At 44.9% G+C, this 16,828-nt stretch carries 18 protein-coding genes; 10 read left to right on the top strand and 8 right to left on the bottom strand.

What is annotated here, in order from left to right:
• Nucleotides 1–6: 6 nt before the first annotated feature.
• Together BZA03_RS15245 and BZA03_RS15240 are read left to right on the top strand one after the other, a co-directional pair.
• Nucleotides 7–4,077: a PilC/PilY family type IV pilus protein gene (locus tag BZA03_RS15245; RefSeq protein WP_110289218.1), complete on the top strand. Its 4,071-nt coding sequence runs from the start codon at nucleotides 7–9 to the stop codon at nucleotides 4,075–4,077.
• 2 nt (nucleotides 4,078–4,079) lie between these two features.
• Nucleotides 4,080–4,544, top strand: a complete 465-nt coding sequence (locus BZA03_RS15240; protein ID WP_014950123.1) for a type IV pilin protein — start codon at nucleotides 4,080–4,082, stop codon at nucleotides 4,542–4,544.
• Between the two features lie 80 nt (nucleotides 4,545–4,624).
• Here the strand turns inward: BZA03_RS15240 and BZA03_RS15235 are convergent, their stop codons facing one another.
• Genes BZA03_RS15235 through BZA03_RS15220 form a run of 4 tightly spaced genes read right to left on the bottom strand, consistent with a single transcriptional unit; the run spans nucleotide 4,625 to nucleotide 7,077 of the window.
• Entirely contained in the window at nucleotides 4,625–4,885 is a 261-nt protein-coding gene (locus BZA03_RS15235) for a hypothetical protein (RefSeq protein ID WP_110289217.1), read from the bottom strand.
• A 47-nt stretch (nucleotides 4,886–4,932) separates the two neighbouring features.
• A complete protein-coding gene (locus BZA03_RS15230; protein ID WP_110289216.1) occupies nucleotides 4,933–5,904 on the bottom strand; it encodes a hypothetical protein in 972 nt (323 codons plus the stop codon).
• Nucleotides 5,891–6,529 carry a potassium:proton antiporter gene (locus BZA03_RS15225; RefSeq protein ID WP_110289215.1) on the bottom strand — a complete coding sequence of 213 codons (639 nt, stop codon included), beginning with the start codon at nucleotides 6,527–6,529 and terminating at the stop codon, nucleotides 5,891–5,893. The genes BZA03_RS15230 and BZA03_RS15225 overlap by 14 nt, the downstream gene beginning before the upstream one ends.
• Complete coding sequence (locus tag BZA03_RS15220) at nucleotides 6,523–7,077, bottom strand: prepilin-type N-terminal cleavage/methylation domain-containing protein (RefSeq protein WP_110289214.1); 555 nt, start codon at nucleotides 7,075–7,077, stop codon at nucleotides 6,523–6,525. The genes BZA03_RS15225 and BZA03_RS15220 overlap by 7 nt, the downstream gene beginning before the upstream one ends.
• Before the next feature lie 78 nt (nucleotides 7,078–7,155).
• Between BZA03_RS15220 and BZA03_RS15215 the strand changes: the two genes are divergently transcribed.
• Complete coding sequence (locus BZA03_RS15215; RefSeq protein ID WP_110289213.1) at nucleotides 7,156–7,548, top strand: type IV pilin protein; 393 nt, start codon at nucleotides 7,156–7,158, stop codon at nucleotides 7,546–7,548.
• A 38-nt stretch (nucleotides 7,549–7,586) separates the two neighbouring features.
• Here the strand turns inward: BZA03_RS15215 and BZA03_RS15210 are convergent, their stop codons facing one another.
• Nucleotides 7,587–8,132, bottom strand: coding sequence for a GspH/FimT family pseudopilin (locus tag BZA03_RS15210; protein ID WP_039228301.1), 546 nt, complete (start codon nucleotides 8,130–8,132; stop codon nucleotides 7,587–7,589).
• A gap of 413 nt (nucleotides 8,133–8,545) precedes the next feature.
• Here BZA03_RS15210 and nadE point away from each other — a divergent pair, with 413 nt between their 5' ends.
• Together nadE and BZA03_RS15200 are read left to right on the top strand one after the other, a co-directional pair.
• The gene (gene nadE / locus BZA03_RS15205) at nucleotides 8,546–9,382 is read left to right on the top strand and encodes an ammonia-dependent NAD(+) synthetase (RefSeq protein WP_014950116.1); all 837 of its coding nucleotides are present in this window, start codon (nucleotides 8,546–8,548) and stop codon (nucleotides 9,380–9,382) included.
• A gap of 2 nt (nucleotides 9,383–9,384) precedes the next feature.
• Nucleotides 9,385–9,723, top strand: coding sequence for a P-II family nitrogen regulator (locus BZA03_RS15200; RefSeq protein WP_014950115.1), 339 nt, complete (start codon nucleotides 9,385–9,387; stop codon nucleotides 9,721–9,723).
• Between the two features lie 67 nt (nucleotides 9,724–9,790).
• Here BZA03_RS15200 and BZA03_RS15195 read toward each other — a convergent pair whose 3' ends face one another.
• The gene (locus BZA03_RS15195; protein WP_014979789.1) at nucleotides 9,791–10,306 is read right to left on the bottom strand and encodes a peptidylprolyl isomerase; all 516 of its coding nucleotides are present in this window, start codon (nucleotides 10,304–10,306) and stop codon (nucleotides 9,791–9,793) included.
• 59 nt (nucleotides 10,307–10,365) lie between these two features.
• Complete coding sequence (locus BZA03_RS15190; protein ID WP_110289212.1) at nucleotides 10,366–11,412, bottom strand: folate-binding protein YgfZ; 1,047 nt, start codon at nucleotides 11,410–11,412, stop codon at nucleotides 10,366–10,368.
• 187 nt (nucleotides 11,413–11,599) lie between these two features.
• Here BZA03_RS15190 and BZA03_RS15185 point away from each other — a divergent pair, with 187 nt between their 5' ends.
• From BZA03_RS15185 to BZA03_RS15175, 3 genes are all read left to right on the top strand, one after another.
• Complete coding sequence (locus tag BZA03_RS15185) at nucleotides 11,600–11,851, top strand: succinate dehydrogenase assembly factor 2 (protein ID WP_014950112.1); 252 nt, start codon at nucleotides 11,600–11,602, stop codon at nucleotides 11,849–11,851.
• Between the two features lie 121 nt (nucleotides 11,852–11,972).
• Nucleotides 11,973–12,368: a hypothetical protein gene (locus BZA03_RS15180; RefSeq protein ID WP_014950111.1), complete on the top strand. Its 396-nt coding sequence runs from the start codon at nucleotides 11,973–11,975 to the stop codon at nucleotides 12,366–12,368.
• Between the two features lie 13 nt (nucleotides 12,369–12,381).
• Complete coding sequence (locus BZA03_RS15175; RefSeq protein WP_110289211.1) at nucleotides 12,382–13,254, top strand: MaoC/PaaZ C-terminal domain-containing protein; 873 nt, start codon at nucleotides 12,382–12,384, stop codon at nucleotides 13,252–13,254.
• 313 nt (nucleotides 13,255–13,567) lie between these two features.
• On the opposite strand, the gene nadB is transcribed toward BZA03_RS15175, so the two are convergent.
• On the bottom strand, nucleotides 13,568–15,253 hold the full coding sequence (gene nadB, locus BZA03_RS15170; RefSeq protein WP_110289210.1) for an L-aspartate oxidase: 1,686 nt from the start codon (nucleotides 15,251–15,253) through the stop codon (nucleotides 13,568–13,570).
• Between the two features lie 197 nt (nucleotides 15,254–15,450).
• Between nadB and rpoE the strand changes: the two genes are divergently transcribed.
• Nucleotides 15,451–16,029, top strand: coding sequence for an RNA polymerase sigma factor RpoE (rpoE, locus tag BZA03_RS15165; protein ID WP_012518957.1), 579 nt, complete (start codon nucleotides 15,451–15,453; stop codon nucleotides 16,027–16,029).
• A gap of 99 nt (nucleotides 16,030–16,128) precedes the next feature.
• Nucleotides 16,129–16,710, top strand: coding sequence for a sigma-E factor negative regulatory protein (locus BZA03_RS15160; protein ID WP_110289209.1), 582 nt, complete (start codon nucleotides 16,129–16,131; stop codon nucleotides 16,708–16,710).
• Nucleotides 16,711–16,828 lie beyond the last annotated feature (118 nt).

Below are 16,828 nucleotides of genomic sequence, written 5' to 3'. Positions count from 1 at the left end.
ATTAATATGAAGAAACTCTCGACTTACCTTGCCTCAATTACACTATTTAGCTGTATCGGTTTCTCTGCGTTTGGTGACGACCTTGATATTTACCTAGGCAACGCAAATAACGCCGTAACCTATAACCCGAATGTGCTGTTTATCATGGACTCATCGGGAAGTATGGGATCTTACGATAACACCAGCCAAACTCGAATGTTGCGCGTACAGAATGCACTAAAAGAAGCGCTCGGTTCGGCGACCAATATTAACGCAGGTTTGATGCGTTTTTCGGATTACGGTGGCCCAATCCTCTATCCGGTTCGCAATATAGATGAAGCGGTAAGACCTGAAATTATCATTTCAACCAACGACGACGATCACGACGCACATGAAATAGACGGTAGCGTTACCACTGACAGCAATGACCTTGTATTAAGCAGCGGTACCCAAACCGTAACCTCTGGTCTTCGTTTTACCGAGTTAAACATACCTCAAGGCGCGACAATCGTTAATGCCAGTATTAGGTTTACTTCAGAAAAATTCAATGTGGCGGGTACATCCCTTGTCATATCAGCTGAAGCATCGGCATCAAGTACAGCCTTTGCTTCGTCTTCGAACAATTTGAGTGCGCGAACGAAGACCGCGGCTAACGTTGAGTGGGTAACCGATAATAGCTTTCCCGCCTCAGGCGAGGTGATAACTACACCTGACATAAGCGCAGTCATTCAAGAAGTCGTCGATTTATCGGCATGGTGTGGCGGCAAGAACCTTAACATTTTAATAGAAGGCTCTAGCACCGATTCAGCAAGCTCTCGTGAGGTAAGAGCCAGCGACGTAGGCCAAAGTGGTGCGCCACAGTTGGTGGTAACTTATGATGACTCTACCGCTACGGGCTGTGTTCAAGGCGAAGCAATTTATCAAGTAGCCAGTTCACGAGATAACTTGGAAGAGAACGTAAACGGCTACCCGAATACCGGCAGTGAACTGACCTTCCACCCATCTTACAATGATTACATAGGCGTTCGATTTCGCAATGTGAACATTCCTCAAGGGGCGGTAGTAACAGAAGCGTATCTTGAGTTTACTGCTTACAGTACGGTGACCTATGGTAACCCGAGCATGCGCATTAGGGGCGTAGCTGATGATGATGCGTCTGATTTTCATCCAGACCGTCGTAACCGCTTACGAAATTTGCCTAAAACATCGGGTATTACTTGGTCCATGCCTGATTTTTACAACAATTATACCTACCGTACGCCTGACGTGAGCAACATTGTTAAGCAAATTGTTGATCGTTCAGGGTGGCAGTCAGGTAACGATATGGCATTTGTTCTTGATGATTTTGTGTCGTACCGCGGTGCGCATACGTATAACAACTCGCCATCTAAAGCACCGAAGCTTATTGTGAAGTTTAACGGCTCGGCGACACCTGGCGCTTCAGCAACGGTCCGTGAACATTTAATCAGTAAAATAGATGAGCTTAGCGCCAACGGTCTAACCCCTATAGTAGACACATTGTTGGAAGCGGCTAACTATTATGGCGGTAGAGACGTAGATTATGGGCGAAAACGTGGGGAAAGTGACGTTAGCAGCTCTGTGCGAAGAAGTACTCGTGTGAGCCACAGAAGCTCTTACATAGGTGCAGATTCAATTTTGCCTTCGGGCTGCTCGGAAGACAACTTGTCAGACAGCGACTGTATCACTGAGCAGATCCCAACGCCGGCAAGTTACATTTCGCCAGTGTCTGACCTACAGTGCCAAACGAACAACCACATTGTTTTATTGTCCGACGGTGAAGCGAACAACAACCACAGTGTTTCGAAAATTCAGACGTTACTTGGTAAAAGCTGTACCGGAAGTAGCGGTGAGAAGTGCGGCCTAGATTTAGTGAGAAATATCAGTGAAGCGTCAACGTCAGTAATAGGCCCAAGGGTTATTACACACACCATCGGGTTTGCGGCGAACAATAACGCCAACAACTTCCTTAATCAGCTTGCTTTGCAAAGTGGTGGTGGTTTCTATCAGGCTGATAACAGTACGGATTTGCTCGAGGCGTTTAATACTATTTTGCGTTCTGTAAAAGATATTAATGCAACCTTTGTGTCGCCTGGTGTGGCGGTTAACCAGCTAAACCGTCTAACCCATAGAGATGAATTATACTTCGCATTGTTTAAGCCGAGCGAGGGGGCGATTTGGCCTGGGAACCTTAAACGTTATCGCTTAAGTGGTGATGAAATTCTCGATAAAAACAGCCTAAATGCGGTGGATAGCGTTACGGGATTCTTCGCTGAAAATGCACACAGCTATTGGTCAACCCTTGCTGACGGCAGCGAGGTGAGTGAAGGTGGAGCAGCCAGTCGCTTGGGCGGGAACCGAAATATATACGTGTTCAATGATACGGGCAGCATTGTAAGAAGTGCCAATGAATTACACGAAAACAATACGAATATAACGAATGCTGACCTTGCCATTCAGGATGAAACTGACGCGAATGCACTAAGAGATGCCATCTTAAAGTGGACTCGAGGCGTGGACGTAAAAGACAGTAACGGCGATGGAAGTACAACTGACTATCGCTCTCAAATGGGCGATCCCATTCACTCTCAGCCTATAATTGTTAACTACGGTACTGACGACTCGGCCATTTTTGTCGCCACCAACCAAGGAATGTTGCATTCATTCGACACTTCAACAGGCGAAGAGAACTTTGCCATCATGCCTAAAACATTGCTGCAGAATCTACATCATTTTTATAAAGACACATCATCGCTAGAGCACAAATATGGCTTAGATGGTGACATGATTCTAAGAACAGTTGGAGACAACAAGTACCTTTATGTTGGTATGCGCAGGGGGGGACGTAATTATTATGTCTTTGATGTGACGCAAAAGGCCTCACCCACGCTTAAATTCAAAATTGAAGGCGGGGCGGGGACGCTGGCAAAGTTGGGCCAGACGTGGTCGAGACCAACAATCACTAAAGTGAACATGGGCGGACAAGTTAAAAATGTCATGATTGTTGGCGGTGGCTACGATGACGCACAAGATGATCGTGCTATTCGAGCAAATGATGTCGTTGGCAATGCTGTGTTTATGTTCGACGCTGATACTGGCAGCCTCTTGTGGCATGCAAGTAATGAAGATGCGGATTTAAACTTAACGAATATGACATACAGCGTTCCAGGGCGAATTTCAGTTATTGATAGGGATAACGATGGGTTTGCGGACCATATGTATGTGGCCGATATGGGCGGCCAGTTATTCAGGTTAGACATCTATAATGGAAATTCAGGTACGAATTTTATAAAAGGCGCGCGCATTGCCGACTTCGGTGGCGACACAGCAGAAACCAACCGACATTTCTACTATGGGCCAGACGTAACAGAGATAGCGCTAGGCGATGAGTTGTATTATGGCATAGCCCTTGGCAGTGGGTGGCGTGCATCTCCGCTAGATACCGTAGTTGAAGACAACTTTTATATGCTTAAAGACAGCGGCGTATTTAACCGTGATGTAAATGGGAATTACACATTTATGCAAACGGTTTATGAGAGTGGAATGTACAACGCCACGAGTCATGCCTTAAATAGTAGTGACGAGGGGGAGCGCGAGTTGGCTTCACAGGACTTTGCTAACAAGGCTGGGTGGTATTTGAATTTAACCACTAACGGTGAAAAGGTACTGTCTTCTCCGCTAATTATCGATTACAAGGTGTTCTTTACGACCTATGTTCCGGCGGTGAGTAGTACCAGTGCATGTGCTCCGCCCACGGGTAATAGTCGCGCTTATTTAGTCAGCATGTTTAATGGCAACGCCGTCACAGATGTAAATAATGACGGAGAAGTTAACGACGCTGACCGCTCAGCAGAATTAAAACAAACTGGCATCGCACCAGAGACCAAAATTCTTATAGAAGATATTGTGAGTCCAGTGGTTTGCTTGGGTACTGAATGTGTCTCAGCAGTGATTGACGTTGATGAAGATGGCAACGACGAGGCATGTACTAACGCATTTGAGTGTTTAGCTGAAAATATTTACGGAAGATTCGAGCGAATTCAGCGTGGTAGTTGGCACTCAGAAACAGAGAGGGAATAATTGTGAAGCATAAAAAAACAGAGAGCGGATTTTCATTAATTGAGCTTATGATAGTTGTGGCGATAGTGGGCATTATTGCCGCCATTGCATACCCTTCTTACCAAGGTGTTATTGCCGATGGATACCGCGGCACAGGGCAGGCTGACTTGTTGGGGTTCGCATCTGCAATGGAACGTCATCACAGTGGTTCTTTCAGTTATGAAGGTGCGGCAAGTGGTGGCGCAAACACCGGCGCGCCAGCCGTTTTTTCTACTTATTCTCCGTCTTCTGAGCCCCAAGCAAATCGCCGTTATAATTTAACTATACAAGCGGCCAGCGCAACAGCTTATGAGTTGAGGGCAACGCCAGTCAGCGGCACAGGTCAAGCATCAGATGGCACGTTGTTTTACTTCAGTGATGGGAGAAAGGGTTGGGATAAAAATAACAATGGATCCCTTGAGTCCGATGAATATTGCTGGTCATGCTAATTATTAATACTGGTAGATATTCGTTAAGCGATTAATGCCACAGGTCGTTTTGATGCCTTAAAAAACGTGGCGTTGATGTGCTATTGGGCTGAAATTACCAGTAATGACGGTTCACCAAATATTGCGATGTCATCCCAACGTTGGTCAACCGGGTCGTTAACTAGAGCGAGTCGATCCGAATTCAATGAGGCATTGTGCTCAGCGTTTTCATCCAAAGTCACTTGAAAGAGAAGCCTAGAATCAATGCGAGTGGCAAGTAGATAGGTGGTAGTGCTTGTTAAAATAAGCAGTGCCAGCAACACTTCAATTAAAATACTTCCTGTATTTTTCAATTTAGGCATCTTTGAGGATCCTCTATTTCTGGTTTTTCGTTTACCTAATATTCAGCTCAATCGTTTGTTGAGTTATTCCTATACCATGAACCCGGGATAGGGATAATTTTAGCGAGTGTAGTGTGCGATTGAAGGTTTTTTAGCACCGCGGTGGACGGTGTTAATGGCCCATCAAGATTCGTGTTCAAGGGGTGGTTGGAAACGTAAGCGCCTTTTATAGATGCCTCAGGTGAAACATGCAAAGTGTGCGTATATGGCGTGGTGGAAAGCATAACTATCAAACCATGGAATTGCGTATCGGCGTGAAGTGAAAGGTCGCCATCCACTATCAGTAGCATTAATGGCTGGTTTTCGTCTGAGTGTGCTATATCTTCGTTATCCAATTGGCAATCTCCCTCTATCCAGAAAATACTGGCAGGCGGAAGGTTCACACAATCCTGTTTAGCAACGCTTTGAGGAAAATACGTCGCACTCAGGTGCTCTATGCTTCGATTAAACAGCCATTCGGTAAGCTGATTGTCCCATGATAATTGTTGAGTTGAAGTAGGTAGCCTTAACAGTGACGGATAGCGCAGAAACTTAGCTGTAAAAATCGTATTACTTTCGTCTTGGGAAACCCGCACGTCAAAGTGTTGCAAAGACTGCTGTTCTTCACCAACTAAATCGGTCTGCTCAATAAGTATCGTTGCATTGGATGTGTCTATCCTATTCAACGTTTGCGAGACCGAATGACTTCGTAACAACGTGGCGATTTCTTTGACTTGCTGCATGTGTGTAACATGCGCCTTCTCGGTATCCCGCTTTGTCTTTTCAATCGTATAAAATTGTTGAACCTGCTGTGATGTACTTATAGCTGAGAAGGTAATAGCGCTTAATAATATGGCCACAATTCCCAACACGGCGATGCCTTGCTGAAAACGAAGCGGTGCAGTATGGCGTGTAGGTACAACCCCTCCATGGCTTGTTCTAAACTCAGTTTTTCTGTTGCCTCTTTGAGGGCACTGCATTTCGGAATTAGTAGTAGGCATTGACAGCCTCAACTATGAACGTTCTGGCGCTTTTGACGGTAGGATCAACTTTACTGTGCAACTCTATTTCAATTTCATAGGCACTTCCCCAGCTACTGCTGTGCCTTCGGTTAACCGTGAATTTGGTGGCAACGGTAGTTTGCGTATCGGTTAAGTCGTACCAACCGCTTTGTATACAGGAATGTCCCGCTACTCGGTACTCGATGGCATTGTCGTGCAATCGGTATCCAAAAAACTCCCCCTGAGCCTGCGATACCACGCCGTCCTTGTTCTTATCATAAGAAAAGGTAACACAGCTATTTTCAGGTTCATTTGCGCGGTGGCCAGTGGTTACTTCGAATACCGTATTTTCGATTGTGGTCGCACCGAAAGGTGATAGGGTGTTAGGGGAGTAAACAAAACCCGCTTTGCTTAGGTGTTGTGTAATTGTACTTTGTAGCGCACGTATGTCGTCTTCTACGCTGGTAGCGTGTTGAATTGACGAGTGTGCAATGTGCGACCGCGCCGCTTGAGTTGCAACGGCTGAAATCACTATACTTGCCAAGCCACAGGCCACCAGTAGTTCGGTGAGACTATATCCACAATACGGCTTGATTGCGCCACGACGCATTACATGTATTAGCATGGCGCTATTCCAGAAATAGACTGAACGCTACATAGCTTTATTCGCCCTAATGCATTAATAACTAACTTTGCCCTGAAGCGCTGGCTTGAAAGCGTTAGCGTCGTATTACTCGCAAAATTGAGGGTACCGTTTTTATTGAACGCGACAATCTTGTCCTCATTATTGGTTGTGCTCAATTCTGTATTCCACCGCGAAGGCAGTGACAAGAAACTCGACTCAGTCAAGGCACAGCTTGGGCGGGTGGCGCAAGAGCACGAGTCTTCTTCGCTCACGAGTACACAGCTATTGTGTTCAATTTGCGCAATCAGGAACATGTTCTTTTTGTTTATTAGTGCTTTCATTCTCGCCTGTTTTGCGAGTGAGGCTATTCCGGTGGCAGCATGTTTAAAGGCATTTCGCTCATTCCATGCATCAAATGAAGGAATAGCAATTAACGATAGGAGACTGATTACTGCCAGTACAACTAGCATTTCTAAAAGCGTAAACCCATTCAATCTCCGTTGTGGAATGCTTAGCTTGTTGTTGGATGTGTAAGCGTGAAAAGCCATGCGTAAGTCCAGTTACCCTGCTTAATTCATATTGGTAATCTCAATGTACTGAAATTCAATTAGAGAGATAGCTGTACCATGGAAGGGAATTATAAAGCGTACATACAACATCATCTGACTGAAGGGTTTTCGCTTGTAGAAATACTGGTTGCAACGGCTATAGCAGGCATATTGTGCGTTGCGACTACATCGGCAATTACCGCTAGCAAACAACTAAGTCAGCTCAATAAGGTCAAAGCGTACCTTCTGTCTGCCCAAGCAATTCAGTCGCGAAGTTGGCTACTCACAGGCGAGTACGTAACGCACGATGCGTTGCCACCCTTTGGAATAGCCAGCGTACGCATCTCACAAACCATCAGCGACACGGGAATGTATGAAATTAGTGCTACACTGACATCTAGAGCATCTACGGACAGCTGTAGAGTAATAAAAATACGTGAAGACGCACTGACGCCCACAGAATGTTGGTAAGAAAATGCTCGAAACTTAACGATACGAAAAGTGAACGGTTAGCTACAGCTTAACTCATTACCTTCTAAGTCTTCTTTTTTGCCGTTGTCATCACTGTCTACGGCAACAGATATTCTTCCGTAAAGCGATAATAAAAGTGCTGATGCATAGTTTGCATCGTTGTTATTGGGACATAAGGTGATGGTTGCGGCGCGGTCTATTCCGCCTTGCTCGTCGAAGATAAGGCTGCCGGTTATACCGGAGATGGTATTGGCATTACTAAGTGGATCGCTTGCTACAATTAAGACCTCATTGTTATCCCGGCCGCCGTTTCCATTTGCATCTATAAACACCATTTTTGCATTGCGCCAACTCGACGTGCAGGCTGTATAGTTTTGCGTAGGGCACAGCACTACGTTGGTTTGTTCGTCTACCGCAGAAAAGCGAGCGCGTTGAACCACTGCACTTAAATTGTTTAAGTCAGAGGTAATTCTATTTTTGATTACGATATTTTGAATGCCAGGCGCAACAGTGGTGAGAATAATGGCAAGAATAGCGACGGCAACAAGCATTTCTAGAAGGGTTAATCCTTGCTGTCTCGACATTATGGATAGTCGTGCTGTAAGCCTAGTGTTTGTCATAAACGGTATTCGATTCCACGCGTTGCTATAAAGAGAAACAGGCGGGTTTGCTTTTGCGCCGCCTTTCTCCAATGTAATGTTGTAGCGCCATAATTTTACGCTACTTACTCATATTTTAGGGTAAACTAATTTGAGTTGGCAAAGGTATGTTTTACCGCGCAACCGCATATTTGGCCATACGCCTTACGTTTAATGGCTTGTCGTTCTGCTGTGCTTGAATCTCAACTTAATAATAAATAAATTGCTGACCTTAAGTGCTGCACAACTGCAATACCAGAAGAGTAAATCCAAATAGATGCGCGGATACCACTAACATCTGCGGTCAGATTGTCGTAGAATCAAGTTCCAGGACGCCCCAAAAATACGTGGATATAATGATGCAAAAACAAGCAGTTATTGATGAAATGAAAGTGCTGCCTGAAATTGACGTAGAGTACGAAGTCGCACGTCGAGTCTCGTTCATAAAAAAGCAGTTACTTACTTCTGGTTTAAATTCGCTGGTACTGGGTATTAGTGGCGGCATTGATTCATGCACATTGGGTCGGTTAGCTCAATTAGCAGTAAATGAATTAAACGATGAGCACCACGAAAAATACCAATTTATCGCGGTTCGTTTACCTTATGATACCCAAGCCGATGAAGACGATGCACAGAAATCTATCGACTTTATCCAGCCCTCTCATTCTCTTGCAGTGAATGTAAAACCTGGCGCAGATGCTATTCATGCGTCTACTTCACAAGCGCTTGCCAGTGCTAACCTTCTTCCCGACAATGAAGCGAAACAAGACTTTGTGAAAGGAAATGTTAAAGCACGTACCCGTATGGTTATCCAGTATGAAATTGCTGGGATGGTTGATGGCCTCGTTTTAGGTACCGATCATTCGGCTGAAAATATTACAGGGTTTTATACCAAGTATGGTGATGGTGCCTGTGACCTTGCGCCGTTGTTTGGTCTCAGTAAACGCCAAGTACGTGCAGTGGCAGCCCATTTGGGTGCACCACATAACGTCATCACTAAAGCGCCAACTGCTGACTTGGAAAGCCTGTCTCCGCAAAAAGCCGATGAGCAAGCATTGGGCATGTCTTACGACCAAATTGATGACTTTTTGGAAGGAAAGCCAGTTTCTGCGGAAGTGGAAGAGAAATTGCTCTATATTTATGAGCGTACACAGCATAAACGTGTGCCAATTCCAACAATTTACGATGAGTTGTAGTCATGAAAAAAATTGAAGCTATCATTAAACCGTTCAAAATGGACGATGTTAGGGAAGCGCTAGCTGAAGTCGGTATCGCAGGGATGACAGTGTCAGAAGTGAAAGGGTTTGGTCGTCAAAAAGGCCATACTGAACTTTATCGCGGTGCTGAGTACCAAGTTGACTTCCTACCCAAGATCAAAATTGAGCTTGTATTGGACGATGACCGCGTTGAGCAAGCGGTTGAAGCTATTCAAACGTCAGCTAAGACAGGCAAAATTGGCGACGGGAAAATCTTCGTTTACAACGTTGAGACCGCCGTACGAATTCGTACCGGTGAACAAAACGAAGACGCGATTTAACTAATCGGTGTTTATCAAGCATAAAAAAGGGAGCCGCTGGCTCCCTTTTTTGGATGATTATCACACGTTAGTGTTTATCGTCAGAGCATTCACCTGTTTTAGGATCACAGCAGCTGCTTTCTGCTTGGTGCACATGACCGTGCTCAAGCTCTTCTTTCGTTGCTTCTCGTACGTCAACAACAGTTACGTCAAAAGTTAGCGGAATACCGGCAAGAGGGTGGTTACCGTCAACAACAACCTCTTCGTCAGTTGTTTCAATGATAATGACCGATTGCTCACCTTGTGGCGTAGTTGCGCGGAAAGACATACCCACTTCAACATCCATACCGTCAAACATTGAGCGTGGTACAGTTTGTACAAGTTCGTCAGCACGTTCACCGTAAGCTTTTTCAGGGTTTACTGAAACGTTGAAGCTATCTTCCTTCGATTTACCAATAAGTGCATCTTCTAGTCCTTCAATTAAGAAGCGACGGCCTAGTAGTACTACTAGTGGCGATTTCCCTTCTGAAGAGTCTAGCGTTGTGCCGTCTTCGGTAGATACGGTGTAGTGTAGCGTTACAACGCTGTCAGAAGTAATTGTCATAACAAATCCTATCTTGGCCCTTTAATAAAGGGCAATAAATGTAATGCAGTAAAAACTGCTTATCGACGTTTTTTCACAATATTGCTAGCTTTCTGCTCAATACTGTACGGCAAAGTATTAGGGTAACAGGTAATGGCGTTATTATCAGCCAATCTGTGTAAATCTTCGCTGGTGGTATCGTTGTTGAGCACTGCAATAAACCAAGTTTCATTATCAAGCGATGCAACATTGAGTATTTTGCCCGCTATACGCCAATTTTCGCCCAACTGCTTTTCTAATGCATCGCCAGGTTTAATATTTACGTTACCTTCAAGCTTAAAGCTGTAGGCGGCGCGTTTGTTTTTACCTAAGAAGCGGGTTCGCGCAACCACTTCTTGCCCCATATAGCAGCCTTTATCAAAGTCGATACCGTTGAGCGCCTGCACATTAATCATCTGGGGCACGTATTCCGCCACTGCGTCGCCTTGCACTAAAGCGTGTACGCTTTGAATTTGTATAGCGTCAAACACGGTTTGGGGATAGCAAGAAAGGGTTTGCGCCTCTATTAACGAATTTATTTGCTTTGCGCCATTATCATCTAAAAGAACAATAATTCCTTTGCAGCTAGTATTGGCAAAATAGGCGACGCCGTGTTCGCTCTCGACCTTTTCAAGAGAGCCATTGTCAGGAGTATCGCTCTCTAGAAGGCGTTCCACTTCGTTTTCGGAGAAAAGCTGGCTTAACGCTGCCTTTACTTCGTTAGTTTTCACTGCATCAAGCGAAATAAAATAAGCGCTGTATGTTTGTGTGTCGTCGAGAATATCAACCTTAGAGAACACACCATACTTATTAAGCTGTGCTAATGAATGACTACCCGCATCTTCATTGGTAACCAACAATAATTTGTTTTGGTGGCGAGTTACGTACCCGGTAGACCACGTTTTGCCTTTATTATCACAATGGGCGAAATGCCTGGCAGCATTTTCGGTTAGCTTATTAATGTTGACCGTAATTTGCCCTTGTAGGTAACTGTCGGCCTGTTCTCCTTCCAAAGAAATTATCATGGCATTTGAAAGCTTGACCACAAATTCACTTGGAAGACTTTGTAATGATGCGATAGATGTCATATTCACCACTGTAAAATTCGCTGTATGTACTCAAGGTATGGTAAAACCACCAATATTCAAGGGCAATACATGGGAATGTGCGCAGATTAAGTTCTATTTAGTTTGCCTATCTGACCAAAAGAGCAGTGATCCCCATGCGTAGGGCATGGTATTATTGTTAGCGAATAAAAAACGGTATGAAAGACATATGTTTGAACCAAAAAGATTAGCGCGATTAAAGTGGGCGTGTCGCAGAGGCATGCTAGAATTAGACGTACTTTTACTTCCTTTTGTGGAAGAAGCCTTCGATTCTTTAAGTTATGAAGATCAAGAAACATTTGAACGTTTACTTACCAGTGATGACCCTGATTTGTTTGCATGGATCATGGGACACCAGAAGTGCGAAGACCCTGAACTAGCCGCCATGGTGGCGACTATCGTCAACCGTGTCAAAGTATAGAATTTGCATTACGCACAATAGGTTTAGAAGGTTATTTGGGGAAGTATGCGTTGCTGTTTGTCTTTTCGCAGCATTGTGCAGCCTTCCTCAATACTTGTGGTCTTGGCTGAGCTTCTCAAAATTGATAGCGCTTGTTGCTGTTGCAACCACGTTAGTTATTTTCTGGCGTCTTTATGACGCGTTTAGTAACAAAATTTCTGCTACTCAATACGCTCTCTCTTTGACCAGCGATGGTATTATCCGGGTTGTTGACGACAGCACGCTCCCACTGGATTTGCAAAGCATGCCAAAAGGTAGCTTGTTAGTTGATGCTCAGGTCGACGGCACATCAATGAACATTCATCATTCTTCCCAGCTCTTTACTTGGGGGCTGTGTATCAATGTGCTGCGCCAAAAACGTAGATGGTTTGAAAAAGATCATAGCCATCTCGCTTGGATCTTAAAAGGTGAGTGCTGCGAAGCAGACTATCGCCGGTTGGCTAGAGCCATTATCTTGGCCCGAAAAGCAACGCCTTAAAGGAATTAAAAAGATGTTTCGTGAGTATACCAAAGCGTTATTTAAACGCGTTGACGCCAGGCAGCTTATGCAGTTTAAACCGCCTACGTTGCCTCAGCGCATCTATACCAAAACGCTCAATGTCGACAATGTGCACTACGCTTCTTTTTGTCAGGAAGTTGACTGGCCGGCAAATGAGCATGTCCATCCACTTTATTTGCAGATGCTTTCCTTACCATTGCAAATGCAGTGTTTGCTGGACAAACAAAGCCCATTTCCATTGCTTGGCCTTATCCACGCCGCTAACAAAGTATCGGTAATAGACCATTGCGATTTAAGCGAACCCTTTGAATGTCGCGTGCGCTTTCACGATGTGAGACCGCATAACCGAGGTTGGGAAGTAGATGTAATGTTAGAGGCGCTGCAGGCAGGGAACCTGGTTTACAGGGCGATAAGTAGTTACTTAGTGAAGGTGAAAGCCGTTCATGTAGCTCCACTTGGTGCAAAAAATGACTTACATGACGATTGTGAATTAGAGAATAGGGCGCTCATCGGCGAAATTAGTGCTTCGGCTAATACAGGTCGCCGCTATGCAAAGCTTTCTGGCGATTATAACCCAATCCACTTGTCTACAATATCTGCCAAAGCATTTGGGTTTAAACAGCCTATAGCGCACGGCATGTGGACATTGTCACGCGCTGTGTCGGCGTTTGTAAGTCATCAAGACTTCAGACAATCTATGAGCGTAAAAGAAGTAAATTGCCGCTTTAGAAAACCCGTGTTTTTGCCCTGTGACATTCATATTCAACAACACTGTAAAACAGATAATAGTGTGCTAATAGACGTTACCGATAGTAATGACAGCCTTGTGCACTTATCGGCTAGTTTAGTGTTTAATCAGGCCTGAATTAACGTTTAATCATGTGTAGATCTGCAAAAGATAAGCGGGAGATAACCTAAGGTTAATACCAATCTGCATAGATCATTGCTCACTCAGAAGGCGCTGGCAAGTTTCCTAGCAAAGCGTGGGAATCTGAAAGGGAACAGACTGGTATGATACTGTGGACGGTGAAAAGAGAGCATGCTGTGATGCTCTCTTTTTGTTTGAGGTGTTTTATTGAGCGCTAAATGATGCTGTGTGAATGTATTGTCCAGTTATTAAAAAAAAGCGCATTAACATTAGCGCCTTCTTTAGACTGATACAGATCTTACTTTATGCACTAGTCGGCATCGGCGAAGCTGTCTTGAGTAATTAGCGAGCCAACGTCAGCGCCTGACAGCTGTTTTCTGGGAATAAGTATTGTAGGAACGGGGTTGTCTAACTGTTCAGGGTAGTCCAAATTAAAGTGTAACCCTCTGCTTTCCTTTCGCTCCATCGCACATCGCACAATGAGTTCTGCAACCGTAACAAGGTTTCGAAGCTCTAGCAGGTTATTACTTACCCTGAAGTGTGAGTAATACTCAGTAATCTCTTGCTCTAATAGCTTAATGCGGCGCATGGCCCGTTCAAGGCGCTTATCAGTGCGTACAATACCTACGTAATCCCACATAAACAGCCTAAGTTCGTGCCAGTTATGTTGAATGATGACTTCTTCGTCAGAGTTAGACACTTGGCTCTCATCCCAAGGCGCAATAGACTCTTCACAGTCTGCACTGGGAAGATTTTTAATAATATCTTCCGCTGCAGCGCTGGCAAAAACCACACACTCAAGTAAAGAGTTAGATGCCATGCGGTTGGCGCCATGCAGACCTGTGTAGGCCACTTCACCGATTGCGTATACATTATTCAAGTCGGTTTTGGCATTAAAGTCGGTTATCACTCCGCCGCAGCTGTAGTGCGCAGCGGGCACGACTGGGATAGGTTCACGGGTTATATCGATACCAAGCGAGCGGCACTTTCGATAAATATTAGGGAAGTGCTTAACGATAAAGTCAGCAGGCTTATGACTGATATCCAAGTACATGCAGTCAGCGCCCAATCGCTTCATTTCATAGTCGATTGCGCGAGCGACTACGTCGCGCGGCGCAAGATCGCCACGCTCATCAAATTTGTGCATAAAGCGGGTACCGTCGGCGTGGCAGAGGTTTGCGCCTTCGCCGCGCAGCGCTTCTGTAATCAAGAAGTTACGTGCCTGCGGGTGGAATAAGCAAGTCGGATGAAATTGATTGAATTCCATATTGGCCACGCGACAACCCGCTCGCCATGCCATGGCAATGCCGTCACCGCTCGACACATCGGGGTTCGATGTATACTGGTATACCTTACTACCACCGCCAGTCGCTAGCGCAACGAAAGGGGCGCGAATTACTTCAACGTGCTCTTGTTGTCTATTCCAAACATAAGCACCCACCACGCTGTTCTTTTCTTCCTTTGAAGGAATGAGATCAATGGCGTTATAGCGCTCAAATATGTGAATGTTTGGATGGGTCGATACCGCGTCGTTTAATGTAATTTGAAGCGCTTCGCCTGTGGCATCTGCAGCGTGAAGAATTCGCCGGTGGCTGTGTCCGCCCTCACGAGTAAGGTGAAAGCGCTCCTCACCAGATTCACTTTTTTCTGTATCAAACGGTACACCGTAGCTGATAAGCCACTCAAGTGACGCCTTTGCTCGTTCTGCAGTAAATCTTACGGCTGGCTCTTCGCAAAGCCCAGCACCTGCAGCAAGCGTGTCTTTTACGTGTGCGTCTATGGAGTCTTGTTCATCGAATACTGCGGCAATACCACCTTGTGCATAGCGGGTAGAGCCTTCATTGCGGTCACTTTTACTAAGTACAATAACCTGACAATGGTCGGCAAGCTTAAGCGCTAAGCTCAATCCTGCCGCGCCACTCCCAATAATCAATACGTCACAACGGTGTTCTATTGCATTTGATGTGGAAGTTAGTGAAGACGATACAGATTTCATGTATTTTTATATCAATTCAAACGAGCAAAGGTTCGGCAAGTCTAAAGGATGAGTAGCAAAACACAATCATTCTTGCCCCCTGGCCTAAGCATTTTTTAAAATATTTAATGCTTTTACAGAACTTTTGTAAAAAGAACGCGTCTATACACATGCTTGTTAGAGCTATTGTGTAGTTGAAGTAGGGAGTAATGGCTCGAATGAGCGAGCAGATAACCGACCAACAACTGGTCGAAAAAGTACAGCGTGGCGATAAAAATGCGTTCAACTTGTTGGTAACTCGTTACCAACATAAAGTGATGCATCTCGTTTCTCGCTATGTGAAAAATACCGGTGACGTTGCTGATGTAACGCAAGAAGCGTTTATCAAAGCATACCGTGCCTTACCTAATTTTCGTGGCGACAGTGCATTTTATACTTGGCTTTATCGCATTGCGGTAAACAGTGCCAAGAACTATCTTGTATCTCAAGGTCGCAAGCCGCCTGCAAGCGATGTCGATGCTGACGAAGCAGATTTCTACGAGGGTAGTGATGCATTAAAAGAGCAATCTACACCCGAGCGAAGCCTGTTATCTGAGGAAATTGAAGAAACCCTGTTTAAGGTAGTTGAGAAGCTGCCGGACGATTTACGTATGGCGATAACGCTGCGTGAAATTGAAGGGTTGAGCTATGAAGAAATCGCGAACGTAATGTCGTGTCCTGTGGGTACGGTGAGATCCCGTATTTTTAGGGCTCGCGAGGCGATTGATAAAGTTATTCAACCGTTGTTAGAAAATTAAAAAGAAATAAAATCAAAAAAAGATGAACTTTCTTTTTTCCACGATGACTAACAGCTGTGTTAGGGTAGTTAACGATCACTTTGATCTGGAAATGAATATATGACGCAACAGCAAGAAAAATTGTCCGCATTCATGGATGGTGAGATAGAAGGCAATGACATCATCGATGCGATTAAGCAAGATGAAGCGCTTCAGGCCAAATGGCAACGTTACCATGTGTATCGCGGTGCAATGCGAAAAGAAGCAAGTGTTGCTCCACAGTTGGACATCACCGCAAGCGTAGCAGCTGCGCTTGAAAACGAGCCAGCTATAGTCGCACCTAAACGCTCGCGCTGGCAGTCGATACCATTGATTGGCAATGTTGTTCCTTTTGCGAAGCAGTCAGGCCAGTTTGCAGTAGCCGCGTCGGTGGCAGTGGCAGTTATCTTTGGTGTTCAATACACTAATCAAGAAGCGCCTACCGAGCCATTTATGACAGCGCCAACGATTGCTCCTCAAGGTGGATTGTCTCCAGTGAGTTTGGAACAAACCAGAACGTTACCACGTAACGACATGAATGAAATGCTTGAGAAAAAGCGCAAAATTAATGCATTGATTGCTGATCATGAGCAGCAAATAAAGCTTAAGCAAGCGCAAGAGGAAGAGGGTGAAAGCGAAACAAGTGGACCAGAGCGCCCATAAGTTATCGCAGCCAGTCAACATTAGTTGGAATGTGCTTTCGCAAGTAAATTGCGACTGACATACATTTCATATTTTAATCATACCAGCATATACTGCTGGTATGTTTGTTTTAAGGCAG

This window comes from Alteromonas sp. I10 (assembly GCF_003201515.1).
In the GTDB taxonomy this organism is placed as follows: domain Bacteria; phylum Pseudomonadota; class Gammaproteobacteria; order Enterobacterales; family Alteromonadaceae; genus Alteromonas; species Alteromonas macleodii.
Note: the sequence above shows the minus strand (reverse complement) of the source record. Positions and strands in the feature narration are given on the sequence as shown.